13 protein-coding genes are annotated in these 22,200 nt (G+C 52.2%); 10 read left to right on the top strand and 3 right to left on the bottom strand.

What is annotated here, in order from left to right; genetic code table 11:
• Positions 1-235: 235 nt before the first annotated feature.
• Together V8F51_RS23320 and V8F51_RS23315 are read right to left on the bottom strand one after the other, a co-directional pair.
• Positions 236-2,086: a hypothetical protein gene (locus V8F51_RS23320; protein WP_337102900.1), complete on the bottom strand. Its 1,851-nt coding sequence runs from the start codon at positions 2,084-2,086 to the stop codon at positions 236-238.
• Between the two features lie 267 nt (positions 2,087-2,353).
• Entirely contained in the window at positions 2,354-6,274 is a 3,921-nt protein-coding gene (locus tag V8F51_RS23315; protein WP_442956478.1) for a CARDB domain-containing protein, read from the bottom strand.
• A gap of 604 nt (positions 6,275-6,878) precedes the next feature.
• Here V8F51_RS23315 and V8F51_RS23310 point away from each other — a divergent pair.
• Complete coding sequence (locus tag V8F51_RS23310; protein ID WP_337102898.1) at positions 6,879-8,843, top strand: methyl-accepting chemotaxis protein; 1,965 nt, start codon at positions 6,879-6,881, stop codon at positions 8,841-8,843.
• On the opposite strand, the gene V8F51_RS23305 is transcribed toward V8F51_RS23310, so the two are convergent.
• The gene (locus V8F51_RS23305) at positions 8,844-9,764 is read right to left on the bottom strand and encodes a helix-turn-helix domain-containing protein (protein ID WP_337102897.1); all 921 of its coding nucleotides are present in this window, start codon (positions 9,762-9,764) and stop codon (positions 8,844-8,846) included.
• 170 nt (positions 9,765-9,934) lie between these two features.
• On the opposite strand from V8F51_RS23305, the gene V8F51_RS23300 reads away from it, so the two are divergent.
• The 9 genes from V8F51_RS23300 to V8F51_RS23260 all read left to right on the top strand — a co-directional run bounded on the left by V8F51_RS23300 (position 9,935) and on the right by V8F51_RS23260 (position 22,034).
• The gene (locus tag V8F51_RS23300; protein ID WP_337102896.1) at positions 9,935-10,567 is read left to right on the top strand and encodes a YhbD family protein; all 633 of its coding nucleotides are present in this window, start codon (positions 9,935-9,937) and stop codon (positions 10,565-10,567) included.
• A 24-nt stretch (positions 10,568-10,591) separates the two neighbouring features.
• On the top strand, positions 10,592-11,269 hold the full coding sequence (locus V8F51_RS23295; protein ID WP_337102895.1) for a hypothetical protein: 678 nt from the start codon (positions 10,592-10,594) through the stop codon (positions 11,267-11,269).
• Positions 11,270-11,295: 26 nt separating this feature from the next.
• The gene (locus V8F51_RS23290) at positions 11,296-12,039 is read left to right on the top strand and encodes a bactofilin (RefSeq protein ID WP_337102894.1); all 744 of its coding nucleotides are present in this window, start codon (positions 11,296-11,298) and stop codon (positions 12,037-12,039) included.
• 605 nt (positions 12,040-12,644) lie between these two features.
• Positions 12,645-13,256 (top strand): peptide-methionine (S)-S-oxide reductase, encoded by a 612-nt coding sequence (locus V8F51_RS23285; protein WP_337102893.1) that lies wholly within the window; start codon positions 12,645-12,647, stop codon positions 13,254-13,256.
• Positions 13,257-13,271: 15 nt separating this feature from the next.
• Positions 13,272-13,919 (top strand): hypothetical protein, encoded by a 648-nt coding sequence (locus V8F51_RS23280; RefSeq protein WP_337102892.1) that lies wholly within the window; start codon positions 13,272-13,274, stop codon positions 13,917-13,919.
• A 188-nt stretch (positions 13,920-14,107) separates the two neighbouring features.
• Positions 14,108-17,611, top strand: a complete 3,504-nt coding sequence (locus V8F51_RS23275) for a glycosyl hydrolase (RefSeq protein WP_337102891.1) — start codon at positions 14,108-14,110, stop codon at positions 17,609-17,611.
• Between the two features lie 291 nt (positions 17,612-17,902).
• Entirely contained in the window at positions 17,903-18,652 is a 750-nt protein-coding gene (locus V8F51_RS23270; protein ID WP_442956477.1) for an HAD family hydrolase, read from the top strand.
• Between the two features lie 33 nt (positions 18,653-18,685).
• Entirely contained in the window at positions 18,686-20,500 is a 1,815-nt protein-coding gene (locus V8F51_RS23265; protein ID WP_442956476.1) for a sensor histidine kinase, read from the top strand.
• Positions 20,501-20,507: 7 nt separating this feature from the next.
• Positions 20,508-22,034 carry a response regulator transcription factor gene (locus tag V8F51_RS23260; protein ID WP_337102889.1) on the top strand — a complete coding sequence of 509 codons (1,527 nt, stop codon included), beginning with the start codon at positions 20,508-20,510 and terminating at the stop codon, positions 22,032-22,034.
• The last annotated feature ends 166 nt before the right edge of the window (positions 22,035-22,200 follow it).

Genomic DNA, 22,200 nt, shown 5'->3' with positions numbered 1-22,200 from the left:
CTGCAGCCAGCTCGTCCCATTGCTCGCATTGATCCCAGTGAAACGATGCAGGCAGCTTCGCAAAGGACGAGTATATCTTCGTTGATCGTTTATTAATGAAGAATTATACGCGCCAAGAAATTTGCAAGCTGAGACATGTCGAGCCCTCGACGCTCAAATCGCGAATCAACAGTATCCGGAAATCCTGTCGCAGCGGAAAGGGAAGCCCTCGAGTTGAACGTCGCCACTCGAGTATTTACTTAGCCGACTCGCCCCGCATCAGGTACGGATATAAGAGAATGATTCCGAAAACGTATAGGAGCAGCGCGAATAACGCAGGCAGCAAATGCCAAAAATCGGTATAGCCGATCGAGAAATGCACGCTGAAACCGGCATAGAAGCCCGGAGCTCCGCCAAGCAGCAGCGTCCACCACAACCAGCGCGCTCCTTGCTGAATACCCCACAAAGCAATGATGAGAATAGCTAATGCATCGCAAAGCAGCGCGCCGCCGAAGCCAGCCCGATCATGGGCGATTAATGGCATTAACCGCGGATTGGCTGCGTCCAGCTCGGCAGGCGTTACCTGTAAATAGGCAAGATCCTCCGGCACGAAAACTTCCGTGACTCCGACCGTCGCAATCGTTAACCCGCCGATGGCTAGCGCAAAACCGAGTACAACAAAGCATAACTGCCCCCACATCGCCTTGCGCCATATTCGAGTATTGCGCAGATTGACTGGCTTCCGATAGGGCTGGTCCGGGTTGCCGCGCATGGAGAGAAGGAACATAGGAAACAGCAAAGCGGCAGCGAGCGCATGGAGCGGATCGAAATAGCCGTAGCCCAAATATAGAAAAAAGCTAGCAAAGCCCACCAGGCCCGAGGTAATTAATGCTGTCTTGGCCCAGTGTAGGCCGTCCTTCAGTCCATACCTCGCCAACTGGTAATAAAGAATGCCGATAGAAATCATTGTCCCGGCCAGCGTAATCCGATCATGCGACATGAAATGGAGCAGATGATGGTTAATGACATGAAGCTCTTCCACTGACATGCCTATAAAATCCAAATCGTAAGGCAATAGCACAGTCGTCGCGGCGATGATCCATGAAAGAATGCCGCCAATGATCATTCCGATCCCTAGCAAGCACATCCAGCCCCAATGCTTCCAAAAGGAAGGCGTCTCGGGTTTAGCCGTACTCCGAACCCGTTCATAAATAACGGCTTCGTTGATTCGCTTCGGAAGGCCCGGGCCGGCATAGACGAGTCCGCTGTGCAGCATGACGGCATTCGCGCCGGCGTTCATAAGATCGAGCGCATCCTGCGGCTCATGAACGCCGCCTCCCGCTTTGATCACGAATGAATCGGAATAGTGGGAGTGGCTACGAAGATGTTTTATTTTCTCCAGGGATATTTCTTTTGCTTCTCTTCCAACCTTAATTGGGTAGTATTCGTCATGAACATTATCGCATTCGTGAATGGCTTCTCCAATAACAACTCCGTTCCAGAAAGAAGCCTCCTCCATGTCCAGCAGGCTGCATAATTTCTCATTAGAGAGGTCGGGCGGTACATAGAGAAATAGCGGCACTTGATTCGGATTATAGGACGCCGCGACTGCTGTAAAGCCTTTTGCGATATCTACTATTTCCTCCCAAACGCGAGTTCCGTTAATGATATCCACATAAAAGGCCGAAGCGCCAGAACGGCTTAGCCGTGCCATCATATTGCAAAGCTCATGAACAGCCTCCTCCGCGGATGAGCTGGGAAGGGGCGTAATCCGCGCCATTTGCGGCAATCGATGTCCGGGCTTGCCCATACGGATAGCCGTACGTTCAACGCCTTCATTTTCATAGTAGGAGGGGTAGCGTATCGTTTCGTTCGCATGGTCGTTTTCAATCGGTGCTTGAACGTGTATAGGACGAACCGTAACGGGACCATGCTCAATGAAGCCGATGCCGAACTGAGCGAGCGCTTTATGAGCCGTTCCCTGCGGGTCCAAGCTACCAGACAAGCCTACCGGCGTGCTTAAGGAGAGTCCTGCCAGCTCTTGCTCCAGCAGCGGCGACGGCTCCATATGACCAAGCGTCCGTATGACAAAGGGACCGCTAGGCAACTTGCTTAGCGTTCCTATGGCTTTTAACGTTATAGCTCTGCCTAGTCGTGATGGAAGCTTAAATAATAAAGGTCGAAATAAGGTCTGATACGACCAGTCCGGCATAGTTGTGCTCCTTTAACCATCGGTGTACTTTTTAGACATATTTTAAAGATACTCTATACGACTGCCGAAAGGAACCTATATATGGAAAAGGTCTGATAACAGAAAAAAAGCTTACTCGGTTGCCCGAGTAAGCTCTTTTTTGTAGTGGCGGCGTCTAGTCGATCACCAGTTGTTGCCGGATACTCTCGTGACCGTAAAGTTCGGGCTGCCGCTCTCGCCGTAGATGGCGGCAACGCCTGGGTTGTTAATCTTCACGTTCGTGAAGCTTGCGCCGCCGACCGCCGGGCCTTGCCCTTGCTCCGCTCTGACGACGAGCTTGATGCCGTAGCGGGTAGGGTTGTTGATGTTGACGTTCTCGACGCGAACGTTTTGCATCGCGAGATTTTCCGGCGATTTCGTCTGGAACATCAGGCCGAAGTAGACCGGATTGTTGATGTCGACGTTTTTGACGAGGATGTTCTTGAACGTCCGGTCGCCGCCGAAGAACCAGATCGCGCCGAAGTTCTGGTATTCGTTGATCTTGTCGTCCGCACCTACGCTGGTCCAGAAGTCGCCGCCGGTACGGTCAAGCGTAACGCCGTCGATGACCGTATCTTGGTCGCCGAAGCCGAGCGTATTGTAGCCGAAGCTCAGGCTGCTGATCGTGAGACCCGGATACGTAAGCGTATCTGCGCCGTACAGGTTCTGGTACAGGTTGCCCGAACCGCCGTATACGGCGAACGCGGCTGCGCGTCTAACGCAAGTAGCGGTCAGATTCGAGTATACGTTGCCTACGTTGTAAGACCCGCCTGCATCGACTGCGCTGAACAAGGCGAAAGCGTCGTCGCCGGCTCCGCGCGAGTAGTTGTTGTCGATGACATTATAGGACGAGCCGTTCGTCATGTTAATTCCGTCCGCGAACGTGTTTTTGATCCGATTGTCTTGGAACGTATTGTAGGAGGAGTTGACGCCCCAGTACAAGCAGATGAAGTGCTCGACCCAAATATTCTGAACCGTAACGTCCTGCATGCCGTTGCCGTCAATGAACTTGCCTGGACCATCTGTCCGGTAAATATAGTTGCCCCATGCGGACAGATCTTTGATCGTCGAACCGTTCGCGGTCGATCCGATATTAAAGCCGACATCCGTATTGGACTGGCTCTGCGGCGCGACGAGCTTCGTATGCCATGGGCCTGCGCCGATGATCTCCGTTGCACGGCCGTAGAGGAAGATTTTGCTGTTGATCGTCCACTCGCCGGAAGGGATGAAGATGCCCTTCTTCGTGTTATCTTGCCTGAATTCGTTAAGCGCCTGCTCAATGGATTTGGTAGCCGAAACTTGAACGTATTTGCTTGGATCCGGGTTAGAAGCAGCTGGCGCGACGTTTTCCGTTTCGATCATGTCGACATAAATCCAGGATACGTCGCCGGCATCCTTCTGAATTTTAATCTTCGTGCCTGCCGGATACACTTGATCGAGCATAAGCTGCGAATCCTCATAGAGCCAGTATGCCGTTAAGCCTGCCCCAGGAGCGTTGTCGTAGCCGAGACGGCCGAGCGTACTTGGCGTTGCGTAAACGTAAGAGAACTTGGAGGTGACGTTGAAGTTGCCCTTATCGACACCGTCAGCGTAGATGCTGACCGTTCCGGTCGTACTTTCGGCTATCGCGTTGCGTAGAACGAATGCGTTCGCTGGAGCGGTAAGCGTAAACTCGACATATTCGCCCGTTGCATCGAGATGGACGGCTGAACGTCCGGAAGCTTCGCCGGCGAAGTCGCCTGGTTTGAAGTTAGGCGCAAGTTTCGTTCCGTTCGTCGAGTTGGAGGGAGCTTCCGCCTCAATGATGGTGAACGGTATATTCGCGCCGCGGCCAACATATAGGCTTGATGTGCTTGTGTTGTTCGCTTGCTTGATGCTCACCTCGTTCGCATCGTTCGCAACGGTTGCCGCAACCGTATAGCTGCCGTTGGCGGCTGTCCACGTACCGAGATTAACGTTGGCCGATTGGCCTGCCGCGAGCGCTCCGCTATATGAGCCGCTCAGCGTCTGAATCGTCGTGCCTGCTGCGTTCTTCAGCAGAAGCGTAATCGCATGGGCGCCGCCTGCTGATGCAACGTTGCCTTGGTTTTTCAAATTAACCGTGAACGTTACGGTGTTACCTGCGCTCGGATTGCCTGGATTCCAGGATGCCGTCGTAATGAGGTCGGAGCTCGGCACAGGAACGACCGTCAGCGAGGACGCGCTCGTAAAGCTGTTGTTGCTGTCGTTCTGCTCGATGATTGCATTGTTCTCATCGACTTTGGCGCTTACTGCGTAAGTGCCGGCATTTCTTGTTCCGGCATTCAGCGTAACCGTTGTTGAAGCGCCGGCCGCCAAAGCGCTGACCGGTGCAGAACCGACAAGTTCGCCGGCCAGATAGAAGTTGACCGAAGTTGCCGGTGCGTTTGCGTTGCCGTTATTTTTGACGGTTGCGCTCAATGTAATCGCATCGGTCTCGACCGGCGATGCCGGCGCGGAGGCCATGCCGGTAATCGTCAGATCCGGATTCGGAGCCGGTGTGCCGTATATTTCGAATTCCGCTACTTGCCCGGCAGAAGAGCCGGTGTTGGCCGTGATGTTCAAGCGAACCTGCTTCACCGTGGCGGTGACCGGAATCGTTACCGAGTTGCCGGTAGCCGGATTGAATGTGTAAGACGCGGAGGATACGAGATTGTTGAACGCAGCCGAGTCTTGGTTATTGCCTAATACTTGAATCGTTTGGGTGCGAGTGCCCCATTCAGTTGCTGGGTTCAACTTCAAGACGATCGATGTGATGTTATGGTTGGAGCCGAGATCGACTGTGAGGGTACTTGGGTTACTGCCGCCTTCCCAGTATGTAGCCGTACTGCCATCGTTGCCGTTAGCTGCTACAAAAGTGTGGACGGTAGAGGAAGAGGTAATGCTTTTGTTCAATGCGACATTATTTCCGGTTGGCGTCGTAGGTGTAGGCGTAACCGTTGGTGTTGGAGTCGGCGATACTGTAGGTGATGGTGTTGGAGATGCTGTAGGAGTCGGTGTAGTTGTAGGTGTAGGTGTAGGTGAAGCCGTTGGTGTAGGGGTAGGCGTCGTATTCGTGAATGTCAACGTAATCTGGTCCAAGTTAATATTGCCGGAATCGCCCGCGTCATATTTGTACGCGATCGTATTGCTGCCGGCATTCAAAGCCAGCGTTTCGGTTTTCGTGCCCCATGTATCCCAGTTCGCGAGGTTGGCAAGCGTTGTCTGGCGAATTTTCGTACCGTTGACGTAGACGCTGATCGTACGCGAAGCGCCTTGGGCGTTGCCGTATTTCAAGGCGACATCGTAGTTGCCGGCTGACGCTGCGCTAACCGTAAACGTAGTTGCCGCACCTTGTGTCCAGTAACCGTCTACGAACCCTGTGCCGGAGTATCCGGTATGATCGGTATTTACTTTAGCGCCGGAAGCGAGTGCAGCAGTCTCGGCTTGATAAGTGCCTGTAGGTGCTGGTGTAGGAGTAGGAGTAGGAGTAGGAGTAGGAGTAGGAGTAACTGGAGGCGTTGGCGTAGGTGTAACGGTTGCTCCGTAAATTTCGAATTCGGAAATTTGTCCAGCTTGCCAGCCCGTGTTGGCGGAGATGCTCAGGCGAACATAACGCGTGCTGACAGCGGCAAAGTTAATCGTTACGGAATTGCCGCTCACGGAAGGGTTGAACACATAGCTTGCAGAGCCAACGATGTCGGTAAACGATGAGCCGTTCGCGCTGCCCTGCACGGCCAACGTTTGCGTGCGCGTCTCCCAGCCTGCCGGCAGCTTCAACACGACTTGATCGATGCTGGCGCTTGCGCCGAGATCGACTTGAATCCACTGCGGGAATGCGTTGTTCACGCTTTCCCAATACGTACCAGAGTTGCTGTCGACGACATTGCTTGCAACGTATACATCGGCATATCCGCTTGACGTCACGCTTTTGCCAGCGGCAAGGTTAGGCCCGCCGGCGGCGGACGAGTCGGAAGGGTAGAGGGTGAACTGCGACAGCAATACCACGAGGGATAGGAACAGAATGAAGGACGGATTTTTCGTAAGCCGTTTGCTCATAGAGAACATAAATAACCTCCTAGTTATATCTTTCTTAAGGAAAATAATGCGCTTACATTATTGCGCAAAATGAGTGGACTTTTGACGATCACCTCCTTAATAGACAGATAGGTTATGTTGTTTTCATTTGTTTTCACAATTTGACAGAAGTAGAGCGTTCAGAGTTGAGGTCGCAGCGTGCAACGTGCATCGTGCAAAGATAGCGGAGGATGAAAGGGCCATTTCATGAGGAAAGGTTCGGATTGGTCGTATGAGCCTAGCATATAGCAGTTCCCCTCATTACTGAATAGCTATTCCTACGATGATCGTGTGTAATTTTATTGTTTGATTTATAGCGGGCGCGCTGGAAGAAGCGATGAGGACGCTGAAACTGCTTTTAGAGGGCATTAAGCTGGCCGATGTTCGCCAATTATAATAATAGGTGGATAAATAAAGGATAGGAGGGATACGTGTAATCTCGGTGAAAAGCGAACAGGAGATCACCTCATACGATCATCAAGAGGCGGTGCGGGCAGGAGGCTTCAGAAAACATTCAGTTTGGGCTAACCGAGGATTAAGCTTCCCCATACATAATTAACCAATGACATCGCAACTTAGACAAGGGGGCTTTTCGATGATGCTCAAAAACGGGAAGAGAGGAACGGTCAGGAGCCGATTATGGATATCCTTCCTGCTCGTTCTGTTGTTGCCGAGCTTGGCAATAGGAAGCTTTGGCTACGTCACCGCCAAAAACAAAGTAGACGAACAAATGCATTTGGCGGCAACCGCGGAAATCAATCTGATGAGCTACACGATCGATGAGATCATGCGCGCGAAAATAGGCGACGTGACTGTTCTAGCGCAAGCCGTATCCTCTGGTTTGCCGACTGGAGAGCTATTGGATACATACATACAGGCGCATCCCGAAATCGAAGAAGCGACTGTAATTACGGATAAAAACAGTCCGTATTATCTGTTGGCCATGGAGAATAACGGACAAGTTGCCATAACGGAGCCTTATACCCTGGCAGACGGCAAGACTTCGGCTGTAACCGTGGCGAAGATGGCAAACGATGGTCAATCGGTAATCGCGATAGCGTTGAATTTATCCGGCCTGCAAGCGGAGGTAAGCAGCGTAAAAATCGGCGAGGACGGATTTATCGCGATCTTCAGCCCGGGCGGAGCGGCCATCGTATCCCCTCCATGGGGCAGCGGGGGCGAGATGGAAGACGGAGACGGGCAAACGCCGCCTGCGGACGCTGAAGGAGTAGAGGGAGAAGCTGCTCCCGAAGGCGGCATGAATTCGATGTTCAGCGGAGATACGGGCGAAATCGAGCAGCAATCGCCGGATGGGGATACGCGCAGGCTGATCTACATCACGAACGGGTTAACGGGTTGGAAAATCGCCGGCGACCGCTCTCCGGGCGAGGTTACCGAAACGGCCGCGCCAATTTTTGACAACACAATCATCGTTATTGCGGTATCTACGCTGCTTGGCGCGATACTAATCCTGTTTATCATTCGCTCTATCACAGGACCGTTAACAGAACTTGCTCGCGTTTCCCGTAAAATAAGCGAAGGCGATTTAAGCGAGCAGGTAAACGGGCCGGCGAACGGCGAATTCGGCCAGCTGGCGGCCAGCTTCAACTTAATGATCGGATCGCTCCGGTCGGTATTATCCGATGTTGGACGATCGTCGGATCAGTTGGCCGCCTCATCGCAGCAGTTGTCGGCGAGCGCTGTCCAAACGTCATCGGCTACGGAGCATATCGCGGACGTTGTCGAACGCATGGCGGAAGGTGCCGGCGAGCAGGTTCGGCTGGTTGAAGAGGGCGCGCTGGCCGTGCACGAGGTGTCGGGGCAAATCGGTCAAATCGCTTCGAGCGCGCAACGGGCGGCGAGTACCACGATGCAGGTTGCGGACAAATCGTTGGAAGGAAGCAAGGCTTTGAAAATCGCGATTGGCCAAATGAGCTCTATCAGCCGTTCCGTTGACGGTTTGGCCCAAACGATTGCCCATTTGGTCGAGACATCCCAAGAGATCGGGCATATCAACGAAGCGATAGCGGAGCTGTCGCAGCAGACCAATCTGCTCTCGCTTAACGCTGCCATCGAAGCGGCCAGAGCAGGGGAACAGGGGCGAGGGTTTGCCGTCGTTGCCGAAGAGGTGAAGAAGCTTGCCGGTCAATCCTCGCGTTCCGCGGAGAAAGTGGCTGCTCTCGTTGGCTCCGTGAGGGAGGAAATCGGTCAAGCGAGAAGCTCGATGCTTGCGGCGACCAAGGAAGTTCAGCTAGGGATGGAGGTCATTCAAACGGCAGGCGGCTTGTTCTCCCATATCGAAAGCTCCGTCCAGTCGGTCAATAGCCAAGTCGGCGAAGTATCGGCTGCCACCCAGCAGATGAAGGAAAGAACGAATGAGATCGTGCAAGCGATGTCACATATTTCGGATGTATCGCAAGCTGCGGCAGCAGGTGCGCAGGCTGTTTCGGGGGCAACCAGGGAGCAGCTCGCGGCCATGGAGGAAATATCCGGTTCCTCCTCGTATTTGATCCGGATGGCCGGCGAGCTGCAGACCGTAGTCGATAAGTTCAAGCTGTAATTATTTCATCCGGTTCACGAGGCCGGTCACCAGCCTGCTCAGCGTTTCTTTCCCGATGAAGGGGGCGAGACTTGCGAGCAGGTCCGGATTGTAGTTGTCCTCGTTCATTCCTTCCAGCAGTTTCTCGATATGAGCCTTGCCAAGGAAGGGGGCTAACCCTACGATGCGGCTCGCATCCAGACTGCCATCGGTAACTTGGTCGACAAGTCGGCCGAGTGTGCCTTTGCTGATGAACGGGGCGAGACTTTGCACGGCGCTCCAGCTAATGTTGCCGTTCGCTGCTTGTGTGACGAGTTTGTCTATGTCTTCCCGGTGGAGGAAGGGGGCGAGTCCGATAATTTGCGATAAATCGATTGTACCGTCGATGGTCCGATCGACTAGCTTGCTAAGCGTTGCTCTGCTAATGAACGGAGCAAGCGAGCCTATCGATTCCCAAGGAATTTCTTGATCCGCTGCCTGAAGCGCGAGCCTATCGATCGTCTCTGCGGGCAGGAATGGCGCTAACTGCTGAATGACATTTATGCTGAATTTTGTTGTATTCACCTTATCGGCCAATTGCTTCAGTGTGCTTGCTTTCATTAGCGGGGCAACCTCCAAGAGCTCCTCCGCTTCTATCCTGCCGTCGTTCACCATATCGGCTACTTGATCGGTTTCGTCGACAGCTATTATCTCAATAATGGTACCTGTATGCTGTCTTTGCTGGCTGCTTGGTTCTCCACCGTTAATAATGTCATCGACCGTCGTATTGAAAAACTTCGCCAGCCCCGGCAGCGTTCCGATATCGGGCATTGACTCCCCGCGCTCCCACTTCGAGACGGCTTGGTGGCTCACGCTCAACTGATCGGCCACCTCCATTTGCGTCAAATCCTTCTCTTTCCTAAGCTTCGAGATGTAGGCTCCAATCAAGCGTAAATCAAGCATTCCAATTCCTCCTAAAACGTTACGTACAGCGCGCACTGCCAATAACAGCATAGCATGCGGGTGTTTTGCGGACTATCAATTGTTGGTAGAATTGAGGTTTGCAACCAGCGGTAGAATTTCACTTTACTGCGTAACAATGTTATGTTACATTGATAGCAGGAAGGGGCGTTATGATGGACGATGAACTCATATCCAAGAAAGAGCTGCTTGAGCTGACGGGCATTTCCTACGGACAGCTGTACCGATGGAAGCGCAAAAACCTCGTGCCGGAGGATTGGTTTATCCGGAAGTCCGCATTTACGGGACAAGAGACGTTTTTTCCGAAGCAACGAATGCTGGCTAGAATTGATAAAATCATTAACATGAAGGATGATTTGTCGCTCGATGAGTTGGCTGAAGTGTTCTCGCCGACGCCTGCCGGATTGGCGATCAGTGTGCAACAATTATTAGAGCAAAACATTGTTTCGGATGTTACAGCGGATTTTGCGGATGAACAAATGAGTAGACTGCCCCTCTACACCTTCGAGCAGACGATGTACTTTTACATATTGGACCAAAGCTTGTTGACGGGCGAGATGAGCCTGGATGAGGGCAAAAACTTGCTTCGAACGTTGACGGAGCATTACCCGAAATTCGAGGGCAAACCTTGTGATCTATATTTAATTCGTAAAATGGGTGTATCGACGTTTTTTCTTATGGCATCGGAAAGCGAGCTTTACATGGAGAGCGGTGTTAGAGTTGCCTTGCATATTCCTATTGCCAAGTGTATCGAGGAATTAAAGCTGAAGCTGTCGTCTTATTAGTTAGAGGTGAAGGGGGATATGTCAATGGAGGCGATACGTAAACCTGATCTTAAGATAGTGGGTATAGGTTCTACGCAGGGCGGCGAAGTCGGCATGGCGAAGATTGAAGGAATCGGGCGAGTGAAGGGCAGCATACGCTGCACGGATTTTGTGCTGGACGGTATTGCGACGATTCATGGCAGTTTGGAATCTGTAAAAGCCCGATTGTATGGAACGTCTCACATCGAGGGCAATGTGCTCGCGAAGCAGCTTGAGCTGAACGGTAAAGTAACAGTAGATGGCGATTTGATAGGCGACTTTATGGAGATTAACGGGATGCTGACGGTCAAGGGCAAGTGCGAGATGGAAACGTTCCGCGGGAGCGGCAGGCTGCATGTAGGATTGCTAAACGCAGGGACGGTCGAACTGAAGATCCACGGGAACTGCAGCATTGGTGAAATCGGCGGCGAGCGCATTATTATTCGGAAAGGATCGAGCAAAGGTCTACTCAAATGGCTGAAGACGCTTCCTGTTCCGTTCGGCGATAAGCTGAGTGTCCATACAATCGAAGGCGACGACATTCATGTGGAATTTACGAAGGCAAAGGTCGTGCGCGGGAATAACGTGACGATTGGTGCGGGCTGCGAGATTGAGCTTGTGGAGTATAAGGAGAAGTTCGTTCAGGATAAGAACGCGCATGTCGGCAGCAAGGTTAAGCAATAAAGGAGAAGACGGAGGGAGGCTAAGGGATGAGCAGTATGTCACAAGGCGGATTAACGAGCGGTGGCTTAACGATTACAGGTAGCTCCGTTGCGCTTGGCGGCCATTATGATCGGGTGAAAATTGTCGGAGAAGGCTCGATAGAGGGCGATGTTCAGAGCAATAAGCTCAAAGTTATGGGCACGCTGGAGATGAACGGACGATTGCAGACGAAGGACATTCATGTTGTCGGCACAGCCGTCTTCTCGGATCATGTGCAAGCGGCAACGGCGAAGGTGACTGGAACGGCGACAGTCGCAGGAAACGCGCAAATACAGGAGCTTCGCTGCTCGGGTGCGATGGAGGTTGCGGGCAATGTGCGCAGCGAGCGGTTCATACTGAAGGGTGAACTGAAAGCTAAGGGAGCCTGCGAGGCTGATCAGTTCACGGTGAGAGGCATGTTCCACATTGGAGGCCTCCTGAATGCGGGGCGATTGGACATTAAGCTTTATCAGGACTGCTCGGCTGATGAGATTGGCGGCGAGAAGATCACGATCAAGAAGGCAAGCCTGCTCAATCCGTTCAACCTGTTTTTCTTCAGGCCGGACGCCAAGGCGTCGTTGACAACGAACGTTATTGAAGGCGATCAAATCTATATCGAGTATACGAAGGCGAATATTGTTCGCGGTAAACGTGTGACGATTGGGCCTGGCTGTGAGATCGGCGCAGTCGAATATAAGGAAAGCTTCGAGCTGATGAGCGGATCTACGGTGAAGCAGAAGCGTAAAATATAAGGGATGAAGCGGATTCGGCAGCATAGCCGGGTCGGCTTCTTTTTTTCGGCAACTGTGGTGAAATAGCGAAAGTTTGTTTCGTTATTTTGGTCGAGGTAGTGGTGATTAGCGGAATAGGGAAAGCTTTTTGCGCTATTATGGTTCGCACGGCATCGAAGGGAGGCGTTTCGGCGAGCTGGTGGTGAAATAGCGAAAGTTTGTTTCGTTATTTCGGTCGAGACAGTGATGATTAGCGGAATAGCGAAAGCTTTTTGCGCTATTATGGTGCGCACGGCGTCGAAGGGAGGCGTTTCGGCGAGCTAGTAGTGAAATAGCGAAAGTTTGTTTCGTTATTTCGGTCGAGACAGTGGTGATTAGCGGAATAGGGAAAGCTTTTTGCGCTATTATGGTTCGCACGGCATCGAAGGGAGGCGTTTCGGCGAGCTAGTGGTGAAATAGCGAAAGTTTGTTGCGTTATTTTGGTCGAGGTAGCGGTGATTAGCGGTATAGCGAAACATTTTTGCGCTATTGTGGTACGGTCGATATCGATGGGGGAGGTTTTCGGCTAGAATATAGGTAGTTGTTCGAGTTATGAATTGTGTATTGAAGGATGCGGAGGCGCGCAAATGAGCGATACGATTACACTTGGTATGGGCTGCTTCTGGAGTCCGGATGCATTGTTCGGCAGCGTGCCCGGCGTTGTTCGTACACGGACAGGTTATACGGGAGGCACGACGCCAGCTCCAACCTATCGCCAGATGGGCGACCATTCGGAGACGGTAGAGCTAGCGTACAATACCGCCGTTGTTTCTATTGAGGAGCTGTTGCGGCTTTTCTGGGATAACCATAACCCCTACAATATTAATGGATACAAGGGAAGACAATATCAGTCCTTATTGATCTATCATCATGAATCGCAGCGAGATGCCATTCAAGCGGTACTGAAGGAGCGGGAGATAGCTCCCGATACGGAACTCCAACCATATACAACGTTCTGGGAAGCGGAAGAAAGGCATCAGAAATATTATTTGCACAGATATCCACAAGCGGTTGCTGCGCTTAACGGTCTGTATTCCTCGCGTGACGAGCTGCTGAGATCTTCGGTAGCTGCGCGTTTGAATGGTTTGGCCAAAGGGTACACCAACCTGTCGCGCTTAAAAGAAGAAATCGGAGGATGGGATATCGACTCAGGTGAACGGGAACATATTTTGCATGTGATCACCCAAATTCGTTGGTAGAGGAGGGGATGGGTAATGGGTTTGTTTCAAATGAAGCCGGTACAGAATGGACAGCATCGTATGGTTTCTTTCCTGGAGGATAACTACGTGTGCACAGGTTCTGAGGGATTAGGGGATTTGGAATGTGTCAGCGAGACGGAGCTCGTTGCGCGGGTAACTCGGCAATACGGGGCGGAAGCTGCGGCGATTAGCGATAATATCGAAGAGCTTGGCTGCTTCGTGTTCAATATGCAAGATGGCGACTACGTGCTTGTGGCTGACGGAGACGATGTTCATCTAGGCGATCTAGGCGACTATTATTATGTCGATCGCTTGGATAATGAGGAAGACGGAAGCTGTCATCGACGAGGGGTCACTTGGCTTACGCGCTATGCTCGTGCCGACCTTAGAGAGGAGCTGCATGCTTTTCTGGCGGATGAGGCTGCGGTATCACGATTCGAGAAGCCGGTCACCAAAACGGAGTTGGAGAACGATTGGGCATTGAAGACGTTGAACAAGGACCGGATGAGCGAGGAGGCGCTTCCCGCTGCAGTACCTGCCTATCTCATCGCCGAGGCGCTAGCGGTATTGGAAGCTGCGTTGCATAGCGACAACGCGGATCGAAGGGAACGTGCCGCTATTGCAATACTGCAATATGCAAGTAAATCTAGCGTCATGCCATGAAGGTAATAGCTCTGATCAAGAGGAAACTCTTGCTTGGAGCTATTTTTATTTTGTTATTTTTGTTAGCTAACATTTTAATAAATAAGCAAAAAACTATGATCATGCCATGTTTAATGTAAGCGCTTCAATGTATAATATTGGTGTAATTATTGTAGTGTTATCCAATACATATTGCGGAGGGATGCGGGTTGTTTAAAACAAGGAAGAAATGGCTTTCAAGTATCATTGTGTTCTCTATGCTGCTTTATTTGTTAGTGCCGTTTGCAGGTATGGCATATGCGCAGACAGAGGATGTGAATTATGACTTCGAAGATGGCACGGCAAGCGGATGGCAGGGCGGCTGGGGGGATGCGCTTGTATCGGTAGAAGCAAGCGGCGATCTCGCTGCTGAAGGCAATAGCTATGCGCTAAAAGTAAATACGAGCTACTCGAACCTTGCGACATGGCAGACCGCTGCCATTCGTGTATATCACGGCCTTGATCTAACGAAATACGGCAAGGTCGATTATGATCTTTATGTCCCGCAATCCTTTCCCGGCGTGCTAGGGGTCAGTACTGACCTGAACGGCAGCTGGCAGGGGCTTGACTACAGCAACCATGATATTACCGCGCTCGCCTCGGGTGCTCAGACGATCAATGGCATCTCCTATGTGCTGATTCATAAGAGCGTCGCCATTCCGGTGGGCTCAGCGCAAGGCGAACTCGTTATTCAAATGCAGAAGAACATGGATCTCGTCTACAACGGCGCAATCTATGTAGATAATATCCGATTGTCTGCACGGACCGATATCCCAATTGATCCGGAGCCTCCTACGCAAGTCGTCGGTACGTACAAGGCTGTCGATGCGTTGCTGGCTGGCAACGGTCCTGAATTCAGAACCGTTTCAGTTGAAGGCGATGCTCTCTATGATGGCGAAGGCTACGTCTCCTTCTTCTATGAGCATGACGAAGCGAGTCCGGGAACGGCTACGTTCAATGTGAACGTTCCGGCGACAGGGCTGTACAAGTTGATCGTCGGCTATTACGCGCCCTATGGGGATAAGGAAACGTCGATTCTCATTAACGGACTGTCAAACGGCAACTCGAAGCTGCCGATCTTGCCTGCGGGTGAAGTAACGGGCGAGTACGCGGCCGGCAAAGTACTTCTGCAAGAGGGCGCTAACACAATCGGGTTCGCGAGAAACTGGGGTTATTACGGGATTGAATATATTACGCTTGAATCTGATAAGCCGGTAGCCGACCGTGTCGAGGCGGAGGACGGCGTCATAGGCGAAGGGGCATCCGTGCTGACGGACGCGCCGGGGTATTCGGGCACGGGCTACGTGTTCATGTCGGGGAACGGTTCTATTACGCTGACGTACAACGCGGCTTCTGAGGGGCTGTATGATTTTGCTATCGGCTACCAAGCTCCGTATGGCTTCAAGGAGACATCCGTGCTGCTGAACGGTTCTCCTGTCGCAAGCGTTCCGCTTGAGCAGACCACCGAGTTCTCGGAGAAGCAGGCCGGCAAGCTGCTGCTTCAAGCCGGTGAAAATACGATTCGCTTCGATCCGGGCTGGGGCTGGTACAATATCGACTACGTTTCGTTGACGCCGACTGCGCCGCCAAAGACGCATAACGTACCGAAGACGCTTGTGAATCCAAATGCTTCGCCGGAAGCCCAAGCGGTCATGAACTATCTCGTGGACAACTACGGCAAAAAGATTATTTCCGGCCAGCAAACGTTGGAAAATGCAGAATGGATTAATGAGCAAACGGGCAAATATCCGGCTATTTTCTCTACTGACCTGATTGAGTACTCGCCTTCCCGCGTCGAGTACGGGTCGACTTCGCAAGAGGTCGAGAAGATCATGGACTGGGCTGAGAGAGGCGGTCTTATTTCCTTGTGTTGGCATTGGAACGCTCCGAAGGGACTGTTCGGCAATGAAGTGGGCAAGGAATGGTGGAGAGGCTTCTATACAGAATTCACAACGTTTAATCTTCAATATGCGCTAGATAACAAGGATTCGGAGGATTATGAGCTGCTGATTCGCGACATCGATGCGATATCGGTCCAGTTGAAGCGACTGCAAGATGCGAATATTCCCGTGCTATGGAGACCGCTGCATGAGGCAGAAGGCGGCTGGTTCTGGTGGGGAGCGAGCGGACCGGAAGCAGCGAAAGAGCTTTATCGTCTGATGTACGACCGGCTGACAAACTACCATGGTTTGGACAACCTAATCTGGATTTGGAACTCTCCTTCAGCGGACTGGTATCCAGGCGATGATGTTGTAGACATTATTAGTACCGACATTTACAATCCGGCGGGTGATTACAGCCCGAGCAGCAATAAATACGACAGCCTCGTATCGCTTGTGAACGATAAGAAGCTGGTGACGCTGCCGGAGAACGGGCCGATTCCCGATCCGGATTTGCTGCAAATTTATAACGCCGACTGGAGCTGGTTCAGCACATGGGCAGGCGGCTTCATTACGGACGGCGTCACTAACACCGCAGAACATTTGGATAAAGTATTTAACAGTGATTATGTCATTACGCTGGATGAGCTTCCCGACAATATATACAGCTACGGACTGCCGGATACTTCGGCTTCCTTGTCAGCGTCGCCTAATGCGAATGGATGGTTTAACGAGGATGTTACGGTGACTTTAACCGCCGGCGCTTCTGGTGAAGGGAGTTCGCTAACCACGTATTATGCGGTTAACGGTGGAGCTTACGGGGTATATGCAGAGCCCATAGAAATTGCTTTCGAAGGCAAGACAACGATTTCGTATTATTCGGTTGATGCGGCAGGTGCAGCGGAAGCGGTCAAGACGGTTCAGGTGAAGCTGGACAAAACCGCGCCGTCGGCGCATCTGCTGCAGTCGGGTAGTGCTGTCCATGATATTACGCAAGGAGAGCCGTTGAAATTCGAGCTGACAAGCACGGATGCGGCATCCGGCGTTGAGGCCGAGCAATTGTTGCTTGACGGTACAGCGATTGTTAGCGGTCAAGCCATCCATTCGTCCGCTCTTGCAGCGGGATCGCATACGGTTCAGTATACCGTTACGGATAAAGCCGGCAATGAACTAGCAGGCAGTGTTACCTTCGGAGTTGTGAAGCCGCTGGCGAAGGGAGCTCCGGGAAAGCCTGTGCTAAGCGACAATAATGGATATGACACCGGATTGAAGGACGGCAGCTACACCGTTACGATGAATCTGTGGCACGGCAACAATGGTACGGAGTTCAAACTATATGAGAATGGCGTGCTGATCAGCACGAAGAAGCTGACGGACGTATCGCCAGCTGCGCAAACCGTCGCTACGGCGATTGCAGGCAAAGCAAACGGTACGTACACGTACACTTGCGAGCTTACGAATGTGTTCGGCACAACTTCGTGCGCGCCGCTCGTCGTCGTCGTTAAGGATGCGAATCCAGGCAAACCCGTATTGTCCAGCGACAACTGGGATGGAGACGGCCAGTTCAAGGTAACGATGAATATGTGGTGGGGAACGAATGCCACGGAGTACCGTCTCTACGAGAACGGTCAGCTCATCGATGTGAAGCCGCTCGGCGAATCCACGCCTGGCGCGCAAAGCGCGGTGACAACAATTGCGGGCAAGGCAAAGGGCACATACAAGTATCGATGCGAGCTTGTGAATGCGGCTGGCGTTACTTCGAGCGATACGATAACGGTCGTGGTGAAGAAGTAATAGGATGAAGTTTAACAAAAGCTTTGTCCGTTCCAATAGGAGCGGGCAGAGCTTTTTTGTGTTAGTCGTGGACCCACGCAACAGTCCCGAAACCGCCCACCCCAGCGCTGTAAGAGCATATATGACCTTACCCGTGACACAAACGGGTTACTCCTTCGCTGTAAGAGCGCATACGCACTTACAGCCTCGCGCGGACACGGCACTTTTAGCCTTTTTGCAATCGTAGAAGCCATCCGCCCCCGTCTAGTGGTAGAATAAGTACAAAAAAACGAGTGATAGACAGGAGAAGTAATGAAATTGGACACCAATGTTACTCATACAGCCGTATTTTTTGATGTGGACGATACGTTATACGATCATTTGACGCCGTTTCGAAAAGCGTTGGAGACGGTCGTAGCGACCACTGAAGCGTTCCCGTACGAAGAAGCGTATCAGCGGATGCGCTACTATAGCGACATACTATCGCTGGAGATGGGCGGAGCGGGCAAAATGGAGGAAGGGCAAGCGACGGAAACGATGCGCCGCCGCCGCTTTCAATTAACGCTTGCCGAGTTCGGCATAGAGGTCAGCGAGCAGCAGGCGGCCGACATTCAGGCTGCGTATATAAGCTGCCAGTTCGATATCCACATGTTCGACGGTGCGCGCGAATTGCTGAAACGGCTGAGCGGGGCCGGCTTCGTTATAGGACTCATCACAAACGGGGCGGAAGCACATCAGATGAGCAAGATCAAAGCGATGGAGCTGGGTGCGCTTATTCCGCCGGAACGTCAATTCGTCTCGGGCAAGCTTGGCCATGACAAGCCCGATCGCCGTATTTTCGAATACGTGAATGAACAGACAGGAACGAATCCGGCGAGCTGCATCTATGTCGGCGATTCGTGGCGCAACGACGTCATCGGCGCGATTGAGGCGGGCTGGAGCGTCATTTGGTTCAATCATCGCGGAGCGCAGCCGGAGTCGGGGCATGTGCCGCATCATATCGCGTCAAGCTATGAACAATTGAACCGATTGCTTATGAGAAATGAAGTACGTTCGGTATAATGGTTTGCGAAGAGAAGGAGGGGAGGCTAAGACGTGAGGACGGGCAACTTGTACCGCAAATATATGAAAAATAACCTATTCGTCAAAATGATCCTGTTGTTCGCCGGCATCACGATCGTCACGATCATCACGTTCTCCTATCTGATGTACTTATCGATGTCGCAATCGGCGCTCCAGAGGCAGCTTGACGTACAGAAGCGAGCGATCGAAAGCGTAGGCAATTATATCGGGAGCAAATACGATTCCGTGCAGACGATGATGGTCGACGTGTATCGGGACAATCAGCTGGCATTCAATATGTCTTATCTGATGGAGAAGCCTTACCCGGACTACGTGAAGTTCGGGCTCGACCAATACTATAACAACAACAGCTCCTCTATGGACGCCGTGCAATATTTCCGCAATATGTTGGACGACGATGCGGACATTACGAGCCTCATGATGTACAGCGCGGAGCAGCAGCAGCTCTATACGTATAACGTGAACAGGCAGTTCAAAATCGTTTCGACGAACGCAGCAAATTCGTACGTGCCGGACGCGATGTACTTGGAGGAGGGCTCGAATGTCTCGCTTCCGAACATCTGGGTGAAAAAAGCCGTTAAGCTGAGTCCTGAGCTCAGACTGTACGGCGTGAAAGTGCCGATTAACAATAATCAAACGCTGCGCAATATCGGCCAGCTGCTCGTTTTCTTCGATGCGGACAAGATCAAAGCCAGCTACTCTTCGATGGAGGACAAGCTGATGGGCTCCATCCTCGTGCTGTCCGCGGAGGGGGAAGTGGTGTTTGATACTTCGGACGTCTATTATGGCAAGCCCTATCCGTACTTGGAGCAGATCGAATCGGTATACGATTCGGACGGTGAAACGAGCCAAGGGATGATCGTGTCGAAGCTTCAGCGCACGAAAGGCGGCTTCACTGTGCTTAGCGTCGTGCCGAAGAAAGAGATAGAAGCGTCGTATCGCGGCGTCCGCAGCACGATCCTGACGATCAGCTCGATCTGTATTTTGTTCGCGATTCTCATCCCGTCCATCTTCATCTCGAATTTCGCCAAGCGGACGCATAACATCATTCGTGTTACCCGCAAGGTGAAGCAAGGAGATCTGACCGTTCGAATCATGGACGGCAAGGAAGACGAGCTTGGTCAAATCTCGAAGAGCTTCAACGATATGCTTGAGGAGCTGAACCAATATATCGACCGGGTGTACAAGGCGGAGATCAAGCAGAAGCATACGGAGCTGGCGGCGCTCGAGGCGCGCGTTAATCCGCATTTCCTGTACAATACGCTCGAGGTCATCCGGATGAGGGCTATCTCTCAAGGGGCGAGCGATGTCGGCGAAATGATCTACAGTCTGTCGGTGCTGTTCAAAAGCTACGTGCACCAGAAGCCGAACTATACGCTGCAGGACGAGCTGGAGGCGTGTCGCCTCTATCTGGAGCTGTTCCGCATCCGCTATAAGGATCGATTCGCCTACGCTTTCGATTGCAGCCCTGAGCTGAAGAATAAGAAGGCGCTGAAGATGTCGCTGCAGCCGATTATCGAAAATTATATTTTGCACGGTCTGCGCTCGGACAGCAGCGACAACCGTATCGATATAGAGGTGGCGAAACAAGGCGAGTTGATTAGCGTAAAGGTATCCGATAACGGCAAGGGCATAACGCCGGAACGACTGGGTGGAATAAAGTCGGCGCTGTCCGCGCCGGAGAACGTTGGCGAATCGTTCGGACTGCGCAGCATTCATGAACGGCTGCAGCTGCTCTACGGCGACGAATACGGTGTCGCGATCGAGAGCAAGCTGGGCGAAGGGACGACGGTGTCCGTTTATTTTCCGGATGAAGGGGAGGTTTGATGCGGATATGTATAAGGTGTTTATTGTAGACGACGAGCCTTTCATCATCGAAGGGCTTTACGATATTATCGATTGGGGCGGCATGGATATGGAGATCGTCGGCCATGCGGAGAACGGGAAGGATGCGCTCGAGGCGCTCGCAAGGCGTCCGGCCGACATTCTGATTACCGACATCTCGATGCCGGTCATGAACGGGCTGGCTCTTATTCGAAGCGCAAGGGAGACGCTGAATGCCGACCTGAAGGTTATTGTGCTAAGCGGCTTCAACGAGTTCGATTATTTGAAGGAAGGCATGCGGCTTGGCATCGAGAACTATTTGCTGAAGCCGATCAATCTGGAAGAGCTGAAGGCGACGCTGGCGAATACGATAAGCAAGCTTAATGAAGCCAGAGCCAGCAACAATTTCAATGAGCAGAGCATTCGGATTCTGCGGGACAATGTTATGTATCGCTGGCTCATGAATCAGATCGACCCGGCGCAGTTCGGCGAACGCGCGGAACTGCTTGGCATAAGACTCGATACGCCTTATGTCGCGATCGCCATCATCAGCATGGCGCACCTGCAGAGGGAGACGCTCGATTGGATGGCGACCCGTAATGAAAGCGACTATGGCACGTCGATCATCGCATTCCGCGACATGGAGGGCGATGTCGTCGTTGTGTTCAAGCTGAACGAACGCGAGGACGGCTTGGAGCAAGCAGCGCAATTGCTGCGCAACTTCAGAGCCGAGTGGCCGGGCAAGGAGCAGCCGAGACTGTCGCTTGGAAGCGCGGAGAAGCTGGAGGATGCAGCGCACAGTTATGCTCATGCCCGCAAGGCGCAGGAATATTACATGATCTACCCTGACCGGGAAATCGTACGTTATGACGAGCTGCCGAGCGGGCAAGGCGACAATCAACAGCGGTTTCCGCTTGATTGGGCGGAGTATGCGCAGCTCATTATGGCGAAAGAGAAGGAGGAGCTGCTGCACCGCCTGGAGGATGATTTTGCGCAGCTGCAGAAGCGGGAAGGACTCACTCCGGCCGATATTCGCGATACGGGCATGGAGCTGGCGGTGCGCTTGAAGATGCAGCTCGAGGAAATTCGCCACGACGAGGAGACGCAGCTATTCCAAGGCAGCTTCGATCAGCTGCGGCAAGCGGCATCGCTCGAGCAAGTAGTGGAGATGCTGAAGGAAGCGGCGGGGCTGACGGTCGATGCGCTCATTCGCGATGTGAAGAGTCCGATCGTGCAGCAGGTACTGAACCATATTAAGGACGCCTTCAACGAAGACCTGTCGCTGAAGAAGCTGGGCGCCATGTATAACATCCATCCCGTTTATTTGGGCCAGCTGTTCCATAAGGAAGTGAACGAGACGTTCACCGAGTACATGAACAAATATAGGGTCGAGAAGGCGAAGGAGCTTCTCAAGAATACGACGCTTAAGGTGCATGATATCGCCACGAACGTCGGATACTGGGAGACGGGCTACTTCTATAAACAATTCAAAAAACATGTCGGCATCTCGCCGTCGGAATACAGGGGGCTGCTATAGCGATTTCTCTTCGCGAAGCAGCTTTCTTTATTTTGAGCATGATTTATTTAGTTTCTATTCTATTTGAAAATGTTTTCATTTAATAAAGTTAAGGGAGTTCGAAGGACAAGCGTTAAGTAACACGGAAAAGGCTTTCACGCAACGACAGCACGTATAAACGATCATG

The organism is Paenibacillus sp. YIM B09110 (assembly GCF_037167145.1).
In the GTDB taxonomy this organism is placed as follows: domain Bacteria; phylum Bacillota; class Bacilli; order Paenibacillales; family Paenibacillaceae; genus Pristimantibacillus.
Note: the sequence above shows the minus strand (reverse complement) of the source record. Positions and strands in the feature narration are given on the sequence as shown.

What these genes read in the sequence shown, in the direction of transcription:
- V8F51_RS23285 (WP_337102893.1), top strand. Translation starts at nt 12,645, where the DNA reads ATGAGCGATACGATTACACTTGGTATGGGCTGCTTCTGGAGTCCGGAT.
- V8F51_RS23260 (WP_337102889.1), top strand. Translation starts at nt 20,508, where the DNA reads ATGTATAAGGTGTTTATTGTAGACGACGAGCCTTTCATCATCGAAGGG.
- V8F51_RS23310 (WP_337102898.1), top strand. Translation starts at nt 6,879, where the DNA reads ATGATGCTCAAAAACGGGAAGAGAGGAACGGTCAGGAGCCGATTATGG.
- V8F51_RS23290 (WP_337102894.1), top strand. Translation starts at nt 11,296, where the DNA reads ATGAGCAGTATGTCACAAGGCGGATTAACGAGCGGTGGCTTAACGATT.
- V8F51_RS23295 (WP_337102895.1), top strand. Translation starts at nt 10,592, where the DNA reads ATGGAGGCGATACGTAAACCTGATCTTAAGATAGTGGGTATAGGTTCT.
- V8F51_RS23305 (WP_337102897.1), bottom strand. Translation starts at nt 9,764, where the DNA reads ATGCTTGATTTACGCTTGATTGGAGCCTACATCTCGAAGCTTAGGAAA.
- V8F51_RS23300 (WP_337102896.1), top strand. Translation starts at nt 9,935, where the DNA reads ATGATGGACGATGAACTCATATCCAAGAAAGAGCTGCTTGAGCTGACG.
- V8F51_RS23315 (WP_442956478.1), bottom strand. Translation starts at nt 6,274, where the DNA reads ATGTTCTCTATGAGCAAACGGCTTACGAAAAATCCGTCCTTCATTCTG.
- V8F51_RS23270 (WP_442956477.1), top strand. Translation starts at nt 17,903, where the DNA reads ATGAAATTGGACACCAATGTTACTCATACAGCCGTATTTTTTGATGTG.
- V8F51_RS23280 (WP_337102892.1), top strand. Translation starts at nt 13,272, where the DNA reads ATGGGTTTGTTTCAAATGAAGCCGGTACAGAATGGACAGCATCGTATG.